Below are 13691 nucleotides of genomic sequence, written 5' to 3' on the forward strand. Positions count from 1 at the left end.
AAACGCGGTGGAACCGTTTCGGGATCGGATGGCGGGCGTTCCTGCGCGTCATCCCGCGCCGACGCGACGCCGATGCAAGCAAGCTGCGAGCGCGCCCGCCGCCGCGCGCCCAAACACGCGGCCGGCCCATGCCGCTCCCCCCGCGGCCCTTTTTTGCGACAATTCGACGATTGCCCGCCGCGCCGCCGCGCGCGGCCGACCGCACCATCCGCATCACGACAGCCCCGACCGCCCATGCCGCCCACCCCAGCCAAGCCGCGCACGTACGCGATGCCCGAGCGCAGCGACCGCCTCGACTTCTACATCCGCGACGAGGCCACGCGCCAGGCGATCACCGAGCCGCACCGGCATGCGTACTTCCAGATCCAGTTCAACCTCGGCGGTGACACCGAGCAGCAGATCGGCGGGCTCACGCGGGCGTTCCCGCGCGGCGCGCTCGCGTTCGTGCTGCCGTACCGCGAGCACCTGATTGCGCATCCGCCGGGCGCGCACTTCGTCGTGATCAATTTTTCGCAGACGTTCCTGCGCGCCGATCTCGACGTCGACCCGCTCGATCTCGAAGACGTATCCGCGCAGCGCGCGCCCGAGCTCGCGCCGTTCCGCTTCCAGGAGCACCTCGACTTCATCCTGACGGGCGCGGCGTTCGACGACGCGCGCCGCCTCGCGCAGCGCATGCTCGAGGCCGACCGCGCGCGCACGTTCGGCTCGGTGCCGCTGCTGCGCGGCTATCTGCTGCAACTGATCGGGCTCGTCTGCACGCAGTACGCGGGCCCGCTCACGAAACTCGCGCTAAGCGGCGCGCACCGCGCGGGCCGCCGCGACGCGTTCGCGCGCGTGCTGCGCCACGTGCGCGCGAACCTGACGAACGACGAGCTGACGCTCGCGGGCACCGCCCGCGCGGCGTTCCTGTCGCCGAACTACCTCGCGCACCTGATCCGCAAGGAAACGGGCAGCACGTTCACCGATCTCGTCACCGAGCGGCGGATCGCGCTCGCGCAGTCGCTGCTCGCGCACACGACGCGGCGGATCGCCGACATCGCGCACGCGGTCGGGTTTCGCGACGAAGGCTATTTCTCGCGGCGGTTTCGCGCGTGCGTCGGGGTGTCGCCGAAGGAGTACCGCGAAGCGAACGGCGCGGCCGGCGCGGCGAAAAGCGTGGCGCGGAGGGCCGCGAAACCGCGCGCGTCGTAGTTTTGTCCATGAACGCGACACATCCGTCGCATCGGCGTGCGCGCCGCATTGGTATCGTCGACGGGTCGACGACGCCCGCCGCGACGCACGAGCGGACGTCCCGCCCGCGAAGGCCGCTGCTAGCGCTTTCGCTTTCCGAACCCTTTTCCGAGACCAGAAGATGACCGATTACGTTTTCGCGCCGCCCGCCGCTCCGTCCGTCGAAGTCGCCGGCTCCGCCGCGCGCTTTCCGGTGCGCCGCGTGTTCTGCGTCGGCCGCAACTATGCGGACCATGCGCGCGAGATGGGCGCCGATCCGAACCGCGAGCCGCCGTTCTTCTTCACGAAGCCGGCCGATGCGATCGTGCCCGCGAGCGGCACGGTGCCGTATCCGACGCTCACGTCCGACCTGCACCACGAGATCGAGCTCGTGATCGCGATCGGCCGCGGCGGCCGCGCGATCGCCGCCGACGCGGCGCTCGATCACGTGTGGGGCTACGGCGTCGGCGTCGACCTGACGCGGCGCGATCTGCAGGCGCAGGCGAAGAAAGCCGGCCGCCCGTGGGACTGGGCGAAGGGCTTCGACGCATCGGGCCCGTTGACGGCGCTCCTTCCGGTCGCGTCGATCGGCCATCCGCTGCGCGGACGGATCTGGCTCGCGGTCAACGGCGAAACGCGCCAGCAGGGCGATCTCGCCGACATGATCTGGCCGATTCCGGACGTCATCGCGTACGCGTCGCGCGCGGTCGAGCTGCGCGCGGGCGACCTGATCTTCACCGGCACGCCGGCGGGCGTCGCCGCGCTGCAGCCGGGCGACCGCGTGACGGGCGGCGTCGACGGCGTCGCGTCGTTCGAGTTCGTCGTCGGGGAAAAGCCCGCGGCGTGAGCGATTCCGCGCTCGCGCGGCGCGCACGCACGCAGACACTGCCCGCACGCGCGGCGCTCGCCTTCGCGTGCGCCGTGTCGTGCAGCGCGTCGTCCGCGCCGGCATTCGGGCAACGTCGCGCGCAGGGTCGAGCCGGACCGCGGCGGCGGCGCTGACGTCAGTGTCCGCGCCGCCCGACGTCACGCCCGATCCGGCCCCTCGGCTTGCGATCGTCTTTGCATCGACGGGCAACGCACCGAGCCGTACGAGCAGAACACGCAGCAGTCGCCCGGCTTCGGACGCAGCAGCGCGCCGCACGCGCCGCATGCGTAATAGAACAGGCAGACGTCCTCGGGCATCGTCTCGCGCCGCGCGAAGCCGCAGTGCGGGCAGGTCAGCACGGATTCCCGCACAATCTCGTTCATCGCTCCCTCCTCGATACGCGGCGTCGCGCGGCGCGGCCCGCGCGCGAACCGCGCCACACCGCGCTGCATCGCATCGCATCGCATCGCATCGCATCGCATCGCATCCAGAATATCGCCGCCGCCGCGAGCCACCACGCAATCGCAATACGCCGTGTCGCGAGGCTCTCGCCGACGCCAGCGGCGGCAACGGCAGCGGCAGCGGCAACGGAGACGGCCCGCGCACACTCGGCGTCCGCCGTCGCGCTCGCGCCGCGCGGCGATACGGTGGCCTCGGCGGCCATGATCCCGATGCGCCTCAAATCAACGTCGCGGCGCCGTCGCCGGTCGCCCGCGCGCGGCGTCGACGGCAGTTGCTCGGACAAACGGCGCGTCGAACGAAGCCGCGTGGGCGGCCCGCGATTCCAATCGCGTTATGATGTGCGGCCTTTCATCAGATCATTCGTGGTTCTATTCATGTCTGGCAACACCTTCTGGCTCGCGGCTCCGTGGGCCGCACTCTTTGTCGCCGCGCTCGCGGCCGTCTGGTTTCCTAAGCTGCGCGCGGCAAGCCTCGGTTTCGGCGCGCTCGGCTATGCGGGCGCGTTCGCGACCGGCCTGATGGCGCCCGTCGCGCTCGCTCCGATCGCGCTCCTCGCAGCCGCCGCATACGCGGCCGCGCCGCGGCGCCACGCGGCCGTTCGCGTCGCGGGACACGCCGTCTTCGTCATGCTCGCGGTCGCGCTGATGCTTCACTGGCTGCCGGGCTTTCACAACCCGCGCGTGATCGGCCCCGTGCGCTACACGCCCGACGCCGTGCCGTTCTCGATGTACCTGAATCTCGACAAGCCGCTCGTCGGCTTCTGGCTGCTGTGGGCGCTGCCGTGGCTGCAGCCGATCGACGATCGCGCGCGCGCATGGCGCACCGGCATCGTCGCGGCGATCGCGACGTCGGCGGTCTGCCTCGTGTTCGCGCTCGGCGTCGGCCTCGTCGGCTGGGCGCCGAAGTGGCCCGAATCGGCATGGCTCTGGTTCGCGAACAATCTGCTGCTCGTCTGCTTCGCCGAAGAGGCGCTGTTCCGCGGCTATCTGCAAGGCGGGCTGAGCCGCCTTCTCGCGAATCGCGTACCGGCGTCGGGCGCGGTCGCGCTCGTCGCGGCCGCGCTGCTGTTCGGCGCCGCGCACGCCGCGGGCGGCTGGCAGTGGGTCGCGCTCGCGACCGTCGCGGGCATCGGCTACGGAATCGCGTATCGCTTGGGCGGACTGCAAGCCGCGGTGCTCGCGCACGTCGGGCTCAATCTCGCGCATTTCGGCCTGTTCACGTATCCGATGCTCGCGGCCGCGCGCTAAGCGCCGTCCCAAGCGCGGCCGAACCGGCCGCGCGTTGCGTGAGTCGCACGCGCGCTCGCACCGGCCGCGCAACGCGCCTTGATGCGCGGCCGAGTCTGGCTGCCCGTCACGGCCTTTCGTACGCGCGCCGACCGGCCGTCACGCCGTTTCCCGCGCGGCCGCGCCGGCCGCGCGCCGCATCGATCGATGCCGTCACTTCATCTGATCGGCGATCGGCTGCAAGAATTCCGAAAATCCCGTCAGCATGATCTGCACGCCGACGCACAGCAGCAGGAACGCCGACACGCGCATCGCGACCTTCGTCCCTTCGGTGCCGAGGTAGCGCGCGAGGAACGCGGCGCGGCTGTACGTGAGCCAGATCACGAGCGCCGCGAGCGCCGACACCGCGACCGACACGATGCTCGACAGCAGGAACTCCGACAGCTTGTGCGTGCGGTTCGCGTTCAGCGCGATCGCGGTCGCGATCGAGCCGGGGCCCGTCGTCAGCGGAATCGTCAGCGGGAAGAACGCGCGCGCCATCGCGTTGCGCGGCTCGACGGGCTTCGCCGCAGAATCGCCTCCGCTCGGCACGTCGGGCTCGTTGAGCATCTGCCAGCCGGCCACCGCCACGGCAAGGCCGCCGCCGATGCGCAGCGCCTCGAGCGAGATTCCGAAGAAATGCAGGATCGGCGTGCCGACGAAGAACGCGGCGAGCAGCACCATGAACGCGTTGATCGCCACCTTGCGCGCGAGCGCCGCGCGCTGCGCCTCGGTCAGCGACTCGGTGCGCTCGAGAAACAGGAACGCGATGCCGAACGGATTGATGATGCCCATGAGGCCGGTGAAGCCGAACAGGATTTCGGAGATCAGGCGGTCGACGATCATCGGGAAGCGGGAAGAACGAAGAAGGGTTATGGGGCGCCGCTCGCGCGGCCGCGCCATTGTAGAGCATGCTCGCCGAGCCGCGGCCGACGGCACGCACGGCGGCCGAGCCGCCCGGACGGCCTCGGCATTCCCGCCGCCGTTGCGTGTTGCGTGTTGCGTGTTGTCTTTGCGTGTCGACTTTACCCTTTGCGCGTCGCCTTTACGCATCCCCTTTGCGTGTCGGCTTCGTGCATCACCCTTGCACGCCGCCTTTATGAGTCGACTTTACGCGTCGACTTTATGCGTCGACTTTGCGTGCCGACGTCACCCGTTGCCGTCACGCGCCGCTCACGCCGCCTTCCCGCGCGTGTCGATCACGCGCCTCGCCTTGCCCGTCGCGGTCGTCGAAATCCCACCCGCCGGCAGCACCGCGACGCCCGCCGACACGCCGACCATCGTCTTGATCCGGTGTCGCAGCTCGTGCGCGAGCGCCGCCCGGGCGTCGCCGCGCGCGCCCTCCGACGCGCCCGCCAGCGCGTCGGCGCGCAGCTCGACCGCGACGTCGAGCCGGTCCATGTGCCCGTCGCGCGAGACGGTCAGCTGGTAGCGGCCGGACAGCTGCGGCAGCGCGACGACGAGCTCCTCGATCTGGCTCGGAAACACGTTGACGCCGCGGATGATCAGCATGTCGTCCGAGCGGCCCGTGATCCGAGCGAGCCGGCGCATCGCGCGCGCGGTCGGCGGCAGGAGCGCGGTCAGGTCGCGCGTCCGGTAGCGGATCACGGGCAGCGCTTCCTTCGTGAGCGACGTGAACACGAGCTCGCCCTCGCTGCCGTCGGGCAACACCTCGCCCGTCGCCGGATCGACGATCTCCGGATAGAAGTGGTCTTCCCAGACGGTCGGCCCGTCCTTCGTGTCGATGCACTCGCACGCGACGCCCGGCCCGATCACCTCGGACAGCCCGTAGATGTCGAGCGCGTCGATGCCCGCGCGCGCCTCGACCTCGTCGCGCAGCGCCTGCGTCCACGGCTCCGCGCCGAACACGCCGATCGCCAGCGACGACTTGGCGGGGTCCATCCCCTGCCGCGCCATTTCGTCGAGCAGGTTCAGCATGTACGACGGCGTGACGAGGATGATTCGCGGCTCGAAATCGCGAATGAGCTGCACCTGCTTCTCCGTCTGCCCGCCCGACATCGGCACGACCATGCAGCCGAGCCGCTCCGCGCCGTAATGAATGCCGAGCCCGCCCGTGAAGAGCCCGTAGCCGAACGCATTGTGCAGCGTGTCGCCGGGCCGGCCGCCCGCCGCGCGGATCGAGCGCGCGGTCACGTTCGCCCACATGTCGATGTCGCGCGCGGTGTAGCCGACAACCGTCGGCTTGCCCGTCGTGCCGCTCGACGCGTGCACGCGCACCACCTGCTCGCGCGGCACGGCGAACAGGCCGAACGGATAGTTGTCGCGCAAGTCTGCCTTCGTCGAGAATGGAAATTTCGCGAGATCGGCGAGCGTCGTCAGGTCGTCCGGATGCACGCCCGCCGCGTCGAAGCTGCGGCGATAGTGCCCGACGTTGTCGTACGCGTGGCGCAACGACCACTTGAGCCGCGACAGCTGCAGCGCCTGCAGCTCGTCGCGGCTCGCGGTCTCGATCGGCTCGAGTGCGCCGGCCGGGTGGGACGGTCGAGTCATTGGGGTCGCTCCTCCGATGGAGTGATGTCGTTCTGCGTTGTCGAGCGCGAATTATAAACCGACCAGTCGGTCGACAATAAAGAAGTATTCGCGGGCCGTTCCGCAAGGCACTTTTACCGTCCGCGCAAGCATCGGCGGCATGACGGCGGCGCTTCTTTTGCCTGTCCGCCGGCCGCTCGCCGAAGCGCCGCACGGCCCGCACGCCGGATTTCGGTGCCGGACCGCCTGTTAGAATCCCTGCTCGCGCCCCGCCACGACCAAGGACCCGCCATGCCGATCTCTTCGCCCGCCCTCCCGCGCTGGACGCTCATCGCCCCGCTCGCCGCCTGGCTGGTGCTCGCGCTGTCGCGCGTCGTGCCGGCCGAAGGCTTCGCGATCGCATTCGTCGCCGCCGCGCTCGCGGGTGCCGTGTTCTCCGCCGTTCACCACGCCGAAGTCGTCGCGCACCGCGTCGGCGAGCCGTTCGGCACGCTCGTGCTCGCGATCGCCGTCACCGTGATCGAGGTCGCGCTGATCGTGTCCGTGATGTTGTCGAGCGGCCCCGAGAAATCGGGCCTCGCGCGCGACACGGTGTTCGCCGCGGTGATGATCGTCTGCAACGGGATCGTCGGGCTGTGCCTGCTCGTCGGCGGCTGGAAGCACGGCGAGCAGGATTTCCAGGGCCGCGGCGCGACCAAGGCGCTCGCGGTGCTCGCGTCGCTGTCAGTGCTCTCGCTCGTGATGCCGAACTACCTGAGCGCCGCGCCCGGCCCGCGGCTGTCGACGTCGCAGCTCGCGTTCGCCGGCGTGTCGTCGCTGGTGCTGTACGGCATGTTCGTGTTCGTGCAGACGGTGCGCCACCGCGACTACTTCCTGATCGACGGCAGTGCCGACGAATCCATCCATGCGGTGCCGCCGAGCGGCCGCACCGCGCTCATGAGCATCGTGTTCCTGTTCGTGAGCCTCGTCTCGGTCGTGCTGCTCGCGAAGCTCCTGTCACCCGCGGTCGAGCGCACCGTGTTCAGGCTCGGCGCGCCCGAAGCGGCGGTCGGCATCGTGATCGCCGCGCTGGTGCTGCTGCCGGAAGGGCTCGCCGCGGTCGGCGCGGCGCGCGCGAACCGGCTGCAGACGAGCATGAACCTCGCGCTCGGCTCCGCGCTCGCGAGCATCGGCCTGACGATTCCGACCGTCGCCGCCGTGTTCATCTGGACGGGCGACCCGCTCACGCTCGGCATCGGCGGCATGGAGACGGTGCTGCTGTCGCTCACGCTGCTCGTCAGCACGCTGACGCTGAGCATGGGGCGCACGACCGTCCTGCACGGCGTCGTGCACCTGTCGCTGTTCGCCGCCTATCTGTTCCTGTCGGTCACGCACTGACACGCATCGCCGGCTCGGGCGTTCCGCGGGAAGCTTCGCGCCGATCCCGGATGGCGGCGGGCAAGCTTGGATTTACATCGCGTGTCGCGCGCCCTTACGCGCCGCGGTTCGTGTTGCCGGAAAGAATCGGCGGCGGATAGAGCGGCCATCGCGCCTGCGTGCTTCGAGCGTGCTTCGAGCCGCTCGCTGCCACGAGCGGCTCGAAGCACCGTGCCGGCCTTCCGTGCGCGACGGCCAACGAGCCGCACGTCCCTGCACGTCGCCGCCCGGCTCGATCGCCTAGTCGTCTCGATCGGATTGATCGCGCCGCGCGTCATCCGGCGCGCGGCGCATGATGCGCGATACGCTCACCGCCGCGGCAACGGCTACGCGACTTCGCGCAGCTTCTTCCCCGCCGCCGCGCCGTTCAGCCGATTGAGTTCCTTCAAATCGTTCTCGAGCGCGGGCGCGAGCGTCGTGCGCAGGTGATCGAGGAACGTGCGGATCTTCGCATCGAGATAGCGGCGCGTCGCATAGACCGCGTACACGCTCAGCGTGTCGAGCCGATAGTTCGGCAGCACGCGCACGAGCCGCCCTGCGCGGATGTCGTCGAGCGCCGTGTACAGCGCGATCGAGCCGATCCCGCGCCCCGCGCGCACGGCCACCGACAGCGCATCCGGCACGTTCGCCTGGAACGGCGCGGGCGGCAACGCGTACACGGTCTCGTCGCCGTCGTCGCGCTCGAGCCGCCATTCGCCGCCCGGCGACGCCGGCGTATCGAGCCGCAGGCACACGTGCTTCGCGAGATCCTCGGGCGTCGTCGGCGTGCCGTGCCGCGCGAGATACTCCCGCGACGCGACGAGCACGCTGCAGCTCGTCCCGCAGGTCTGCGCGACGTAGCCCGAATCGGGCAAGTGCGACGCCGACACGATCGACACGTCGTAACCCTCCTCGACGAGGTTCGGCATCCGCTGTGCGAGCGTGAGCTCGACCGACACGTCCGGGTTGTCTTCCTGATAACGCACGATGGACGACACCACGTGGCTCTGCCCGAGCCCGGTCATCGCGTGAATCCGCAGCTTGCCGCTCGGCCGCAGCAGCGCGTTGCGCGCCTCGGCGTTCGCGTAGTCGATCTCGGCGAGAATCGATTTCGCTCGTTCGAAGTAGCGCTGACCGCTTTCCGTCAACCCGAGATGGCGGGTCGTCCGGTGCAGCAGGCGCGTCTGCACGTGCGCTTCGAGGTTCGAGACGGCGCGCGACACCTGGGCGGTGGTCGCGTCGATTTCCTTCGCGACCGCGGTGAAACTTCCGGCTTCGACGACGCGCACGAACAGGCGCATGTTATCGAGCATGTCCATGGGGATTGGCTTCGGGAATGAATGGGAAACGATGGCCGGCGAGACGCGGCTGGCGCCGCCGAGCGCGGCCGGGGACGGCTGATCGACCGGATGCGCGGGCCATGAGACAGGCTAGGTGCGGGCATCGCGGGCGGCAAATGTCGTGATTCGTCGAGATCAGTTCGGGCGAATTGTACGCCGATGCGCGCCGGCGCGCTCGCTCGCGCCCATTTTCCGCATCCTGAAACACCGACGGCCGGCCCCGTCATCGTCGGGGTCGGCAATTTATATCACAATGACATATAATTTCGCGTTCGTCGCGCGACCGATCGGCGCACCCTCCATTTACGTTACGGCACTCCGACCTTGTCTTCGTCCCACGCGTTTCGTCATCGCCTCTTTCAGTGGCTCCTGCGCTTCGTCCCGATTCCCGTGACGCTCGGCTGGCGCGAGCGCCTGCGTTCGTGCGCGGGCGCGCTCGCCGGGATCGGCTGCGTCGGCGTGACGATGCGCGCGCTGCCGGGCATCCCGGGCGACATGCCGCTCCTCGTCGCGCCGATGGGCGCCTCCGCCGTGCTGCTGTTCGCGGTGCCGGCGAGCCCGCTCGCGCAGCCGTGGTCGCTGATCGGCGGCAACCTCGTCGCGGCAATGGTCGGCGTCGCGTGCGCGCGGTGGATCGCCGATCCCGTGCTCGCCGCGTCGCTCGCGATCGCTTGCGCGATCGGCGCGATGTTCGCGCTGCGCTGCGTGCATCCACCGTCGGGCGCGGTCGCGCTGACGGCGGTCGTCGGCGGCCCGGCCGTGCATGCGCTCGGCTTTCGCTTCGTCGTCGAGCCGATCGCGCTGCAATCGACGGCGCTGCTCGGCGCGGCGCTCGTCTATCACGCGCTCACCGGCCACCGCTATCCGCACGGCGGCGCGCGCAAGCAGCCCGAGTCGAACGCGCACGCCGCCGCGCCCCCGCTGCACGCGCGCTTCGTGCGCGCCGATCTCGAAGCGGCGCTGAAAAGCCGCGGCGAATGGCTCGACGTCGCGCCGGAAGACCTCGAATCGCTGTTGCGCGAAACCGAGCTGCGCGCGTATGCGCGCACGTTCGACGAACTGTCGTGCGCCGACATCATGTCGCGCCACCCGATCAGCATCGCGCCCGACACGCCGCTGCCCGCCGCGCTGACGCTGCTCGAGCGGCACCGGATCAAGGCGCTGCCCGTGGTCGACGCGGATGCGCGCGTCGTCGGCATCGTCACGCGCGCGGACTTGTCGAAGGCCGCGCCGCACGCGACGCCGGGCCTGTTGCGCCACCTGTCCGCGCGGCTGCCGCGCTCGCTCGTCGGCCCGGCGTTCGTCGCGCGCGCGGTGATGAGCGCGCGCGTGCGCACGGCGCGCACGACCACGCCGATCGCCGAGCTCGTGCCGCTCTTCGCCGATCACGGCCACCACCACATTCCGGTCGTCGACGCCGAGCAGAAGCTCGCCGGCATCGTCACGCAGGCGGACCTGATCGCCGGGCTCTACCGGCAATCTCAGGAGCGGCTCGCCGCGTAAGCGCAGAGAGCCGAAGCGAAGAAAACCGAGACGGGACTCGACACCATGAGCACGAACGCGCCGGACACCGCCCAAATACATCACAACATGATATATTTTCGCGCTTTCCGATCACGTTGGAGCGTCGATGACGAAACCGGCACGCGAGCTGCGCAAGGCGGATTTTGCCCAGCTTTCCGAATTCCGCTACCAGATGCGGCGCTTCGAGCGCTTCTCCGAGCGGGCCGCGCAAAGCGAGGGCATCACGCCGCTGCAATACCTGCTGCTGCTGCACATCAAGGGCTATCCGGAGCGCGACTGGGCGACGGTCGGCGAGCTCGCCGAGCGGCTGCAGGCGCAGCATCACGGCGTCGTCGCGCTCGTCACGCGCTGCGAGGCGCTCGGCCTCGTGCGGCGCAAGACGAGCGAAACCGACCGGCGGCAAGTGGAAGTGCATCTGGAGCCGGCGGGCGAGCGCGTGCTGGCCCGGCTCGCGGAGCTGCACCGAGCCGAGCTGAAATCGCTGCGCGGCGCGTTCCAGGTGCCGCAAATCGATTACTGATCCGACAATCAACGCAATCTCTGCCGACACCATGAGCATCGCCGATCCACACAAACGCGATTTCGCGACGAACGCAAGACTGCCGCGCATCGCGCTCCTCGCGCTCGCGATCGGCGTGCTCAGCACGTTCGCCGCGTTCGCGCTGCTGAGCCTCATCCATCTGTTCACGAACCTGTTCTTCTTCCAGCGGCTCTCGTTCGCCGACCGCTCGCCCGCGCTGAACACGCTCGGGCCGTGGGCGGCCGCGGTGCCGGTCGCGGGCGGCGTCGTCGTCGGGCTGATCGCGCGATTCGGCTCGGAGAAGATCCGCGGCCACGGCATTCCCGAAGCGATCGAGGCGATCCTGTTCGGCAAGAGCCGAATGTCGCCGAAGGTCGCGGTGCTCAAGCCGCTCGCGTCCGGCATCGTGATCGGCAGCGGCGGGCCGTTCGGCGCCGAAGGCCCGATCATCATGACGGGCGGCGCGATCGGCTCGCTGATCGCGCAGTTCGTGAAGGTGACGGCGGCCGAGCGCAAGACGCTGCTCGTCGCGGGCGCGACGGCCGGGATGACCGCCGTGTTCGGCACGCCCGTGGCCGCCGTGCTGCTCGCCGTCGAGCTGCTGCTGTTCGAATGGCGGCCGCGCAGCTTCCTGCCCGTCGCGCTCGCCTGCGCGGTCGCGGGCTTCGCGCGGGCCGCGTTCTTCGGCGTCGGGCCGCTGTTTCCGCTCGTGACCGCGCCGCCGTCGGCCGCAGCGCTCGGCTCGTGCGCGGCGGCCGGGCTGCTGTCGGGCGCGCTCGCATGCGCTCTGTCCGTCGCGCTCTACAAAACCGAGGACTGGTTCGGCAAGCTGCCCGTCCACTGGATGTGGTGGCCCGCGATCGGCGGCCTCGCGGTCGGGATCGGCGGGCTAATCGAGCCGCGTGCGCTCGGCGTCGGCTACGACGTGATCGGCGATCTGCTTCACGGCAACATCGCGCTGCAGTTCGCGCTCGCGATCCTCGTCGTCAAGGCCGTGATCTGGGTGATCGCGCTCGGCTCGGGGACCTCGGGCGGCGTGCTCGCGCCGCTGCTGATGCTGGGCGCGGGGCTCGGCACGCTGCTCGGGCCCGTGCTGCCGGGCGGCGAGCCGGCGCTATGGCCGCTCGTGTGCATGGCCGCGACGCTCGGCGCCACGCTCGGCGCGCCGCTCACCGCGATCGTCTTCGCGCTCGGCCTCACGCACGATGCGAACGCGCTGCTGCCGCTCCTCGCGGCGACGCTCGTCGCGCACGGCTTCGCGACCGTCGTGATGAAGCGCTCGATCATGACCGAGAAGATCGCGCGGCGCGGCTATCACATTTATCGCGAATACGGCGTCGATCCGCTCGAGCGTCATTACGTCGACGAAGTGATGACGCGCGACGTCGTCACGATCGACGCGGACCTGAGTGTCGGCGTCGTGCGCGCGCGGTATTTCGGCGCGACGCAGGCGCACCGCGCCTATCCGGTCGTGCGCGACGGCGTGCTGATCGGCCTGCTCGATCGCGCGACGCTCGATCGCGGCGGCGACGCGCACGCGGGCGATGCAAACGGCGGCGAAATGCGGGCGAGTGACGGGCGAGCGAAGCGAGAGCCGATGGCCGACATGCGGGTGGCCGACATGCGGGTGGCCGACATGCGGGTAGCCGACATGCGGGTGGCCGACATGCGGGTAGCCGACACGCGGGTGGCCGACGCACGAGTACCCGACCTGCCGGTGGCCGACCTGCTGCCGCGCCGCACCCCGCCTTTCTCGCTCGCCGACGAAACGTGCCGCCTCGTCGCGACGCGGCTCGCCGTGCATCGGCTCGAGCGCCTGCCCGTGGTCACCGATCCCGACACGATGCGGCTCGTCGGCATCGTGTCGCGCAGCGATCTCGTGAAGCCGGCGCTGCGCCACTTCGACGACGAGCACAAGCGCGAACGCTTCCGCCGCGCGCATCCGGCCGCGTTCGTGAGGCGGCGCTTCGCGCCGGCGCGCAAGACGGGCTGAGCGGCGCGCTCGCGCATGGCACATGGCGCCGGCGATCGCATCGGCGGATAATTCCCCGCTGCGAATCCGGCTGGCGCGCGATGAAACACGAACTTGAGAATCAGATCGAGACACTACGCAAGCGCATCGTCAAAACCGGGGTGTCGAGCAAAACCCCGGATGAACGGTCGATCTGGCTTCGCGCCCGGGCGCGCGAAGTCGACGATTGGAAAAATCGGCTCGGCGGAGTCGATTTGACGCCGCCGGTCATTCAGGCGCTGCAAGCCCGGGCGGACGCATGCCTGCGTTGCGCGCAGCGCAAGGTTCGAACCGCGAACGAGGCCGACGAGCTGCGCGCCGAGGCCGGGGCGGTCATGCCGGCGCATCCTCCGCGCCTGCGACGCAAGCGGCTCTGATCGGCCGCGCGCGGACGGCGAATCTGGCGCATTCCGTTTATCGATTCGCTTTCGCCTCGCCGCCGGGCGACGCCGCGCGTCGGCGCCTCGAGTGAAGAGCGCCGCGACCGGCGGGTGCGCGCCCACGTTCGGCGCATCGCGCGCTGCGCGTTGCGGAACGTCGGCTTCCCAACGTCATCGCGCATCCGGCGCGCGAGCGAAAAACGCAGCCGTCCGGCAAGCCGCGCCGC

General features: G+C 70.2%; 13 protein-coding genes and 1 pseudogene. 9 read left to right on the forward strand and 5 right to left on the reverse strand.

Going from position 1 to position 13691, the window contains the following annotated elements:
* The first annotated feature begins 270 nt into the window (after nucleotides 1–270).
* Nucleotides 271–1191: a helix-turn-helix transcriptional regulator gene (locus X946_RS10515; protein WP_038746814.1), complete on the forward strand. Its 921-nt coding sequence runs from the start codon at nucleotides 271–273 to the stop codon at nucleotides 1189–1191.
* 160 nt (nucleotides 1192–1351) lie between these two features.
* The gene (locus tag X946_RS10520; RefSeq protein WP_038746816.1) at nucleotides 1352–2056 is read left to right on the forward strand and encodes a fumarylacetoacetate hydrolase family protein; all 705 of its coding nucleotides are present in this window, start codon (nucleotides 1352–1354) and stop codon (nucleotides 2054–2056) included.
* 179 nt (nucleotides 2057–2235) lie between these two features.
* Here the strand turns inward: X946_RS10520 and X946_RS10525 are convergent, their stop codons facing one another.
* Nucleotides 2236–2460: a GDCCVxC domain-containing (seleno)protein gene (locus X946_RS10525; protein ID WP_038746973.1), complete on the reverse strand. Its 225-nt coding sequence runs from the start codon at nucleotides 2458–2460 to the stop codon at nucleotides 2236–2238.
* Entirely contained in the window at nucleotides 2457–2822 is a 366-nt protein-coding gene (locus X946_RS33600; protein WP_152611681.1) for a hypothetical protein, read from the reverse strand. The genes X946_RS10525 and X946_RS33600 overlap by 4 nt, the downstream gene beginning before the upstream one ends.
* A gap of 55 nt (nucleotides 2823–2877) precedes the next feature.
* Between X946_RS33600 and X946_RS10530 the strand changes: the two genes are divergently transcribed.
* Complete coding sequence (locus X946_RS10530) at nucleotides 2878–3786, forward strand: CPBP family glutamic-type intramembrane protease (protein ID WP_326929477.1); 909 nt, start codon at nucleotides 2878–2880, stop codon at nucleotides 3784–3786.
* Nucleotides 3787–3978: 192 nt separating this feature from the next.
* Here X946_RS10530 and X946_RS10535 read toward each other — a convergent pair whose 3' ends face one another.
* Both X946_RS10535 and paaK read right to left on the reverse strand, forming a co-directional pair.
* Nucleotides 3979–4650, reverse strand: a complete 672-nt coding sequence (locus X946_RS10535; RefSeq protein WP_038746822.1) for a MarC family protein — start codon at nucleotides 4648–4650, stop codon at nucleotides 3979–3981.
* Between the two features lie 327 nt (nucleotides 4651–4977).
* Nucleotides 4978–6315: a phenylacetate--CoA ligase PaaK gene (gene paaK, locus X946_RS10540; protein ID WP_038746825.1), complete on the reverse strand. Its 1338-nt coding sequence runs from the start codon at nucleotides 6313–6315 to the stop codon at nucleotides 4978–4980.
* A 270-nt stretch (nucleotides 6316–6585) separates the two neighbouring features.
* Between paaK and X946_RS10545 the strand changes: the two genes are divergently transcribed.
* Entirely contained in the window at nucleotides 6586–7671 is a 1086-nt protein-coding gene (locus tag X946_RS10545; RefSeq protein WP_038746828.1) for a calcium:proton antiporter, read from the forward strand.
* A gap of 365 nt (nucleotides 7672–8036) precedes the next feature.
* Here the strand turns inward: X946_RS10545 and X946_RS10550 are convergent, their stop codons facing one another.
* Nucleotides 8037–9008 (reverse strand): LysR family transcriptional regulator, encoded by a 972-nt coding sequence (locus X946_RS10550; protein WP_038746831.1) that lies wholly within the window; start codon nucleotides 9006–9008, stop codon nucleotides 8037–8039.
* A gap of 21 nt (nucleotides 9009–9029) precedes the next feature.
* Between X946_RS10550 and X946_RS36670 the strand changes: the two are divergent.
* The 5 genes and pseudogenes from X946_RS36670 to X946_RS10570 all read left to right on the forward strand — a co-directional run bounded on the left by X946_RS36670 (nucleotide 9030) and on the right by X946_RS10570 (nucleotide 13461).
* Nucleotides 9030–9293, forward strand: a pseudogene (locus tag X946_RS36670) (hypothetical protein).
* Nucleotides 9294–9353: 60 nt separating this feature from the next.
* Nucleotides 9354–10532, forward strand: a complete 1179-nt coding sequence (locus tag X946_RS10555; RefSeq protein ID WP_038746832.1) for an HPP family protein — start codon at nucleotides 9354–9356, stop codon at nucleotides 10530–10532.
* A 127-nt stretch (nucleotides 10533–10659) separates the two neighbouring features.
* A complete protein-coding gene (locus X946_RS10560; protein ID WP_038746834.1) occupies nucleotides 10660–11073 on the forward strand; it encodes a MarR family winged helix-turn-helix transcriptional regulator in 414 nt (137 codons plus the stop codon).
* A gap of 31 nt (nucleotides 11074–11104) precedes the next feature.
* Nucleotides 11105–13066, forward strand: a complete 1962-nt coding sequence (locus tag X946_RS10565; RefSeq protein WP_038746837.1) for a chloride channel protein — start codon at nucleotides 11105–11107, stop codon at nucleotides 13064–13066.
* Between the two features lie 80 nt (nucleotides 13067–13146).
* A complete protein-coding gene (locus tag X946_RS10570) occupies nucleotides 13147–13461 on the forward strand; it encodes a hypothetical protein (RefSeq protein ID WP_038746840.1) in 315 nt (104 codons plus the stop codon).
* Nucleotides 13462–13691: the final 230 nt, after the last annotated feature.

Origin of the sequence: Burkholderia sp. ABCPW 111 (assembly GCF_000773065.1) — a bacterium.
GTDB lineage: Bacteria > Pseudomonadota > Gammaproteobacteria > Burkholderiales > Burkholderiaceae > Burkholderia > Burkholderia savannae.

What these genes read in the sequence shown, in the direction of transcription:
- X946_RS10515 (WP_038746814.1), top strand. Translation starts at nt 271, where the DNA reads ATGCCCGAGCGCAGCGACCGCCTCGACTTCTACATCCGCGACGAGGCC.
- X946_RS10520 (WP_038746816.1), top strand. Translation starts at nt 1,352, where the DNA reads ATGACCGATTACGTTTTCGCGCCGCCCGCCGCTCCGTCCGTCGAAGTC.
- X946_RS10525 (WP_038746973.1), bottom strand. Translation starts at nt 2,460, where the DNA reads ATGAACGAGATTGTGCGGGAATCCGTGCTGACCTGCCCGCACTGCGGC.
- X946_RS10535 (WP_038746822.1), bottom strand. Translation starts at nt 4,650, where the DNA reads ATGATCGTCGACCGCCTGATCTCCGAAATCCTGTTCGGCTTCACCGGC.
- paaK (WP_038746825.1), bottom strand. Translation starts at nt 6,315, where the DNA reads ATGACTCGACCGTCCCACCCGGCCGGCGCACTCGAGCCGATCGAGACC.
- X946_RS10545 (WP_038746828.1), top strand. Translation starts at nt 6,586, where the DNA reads ATGCCGATCTCTTCGCCCGCCCTCCCGCGCTGGACGCTCATCGCCCCG.
- X946_RS10550 (WP_038746831.1), bottom strand. Translation starts at nt 9,008, where the DNA reads ATGGACATGCTCGATAACATGCGCCTGTTCGTGCGCGTCGTCGAAGCC.
- X946_RS10560 (WP_038746834.1), top strand. Translation starts at nt 10,660, where the DNA reads ATGACGAAACCGGCACGCGAGCTGCGCAAGGCGGATTTTGCCCAGCTT.
- X946_RS10565 (WP_038746837.1), top strand. Translation starts at nt 11,105, where the DNA reads ATGAGCATCGCCGATCCACACAAACGCGATTTCGCGACGAACGCAAGA.
- X946_RS10570 (WP_038746840.1), top strand. Translation starts at nt 13,147, where the DNA reads ATGAAACACGAACTTGAGAATCAGATCGAGACACTACGCAAGCGCATC.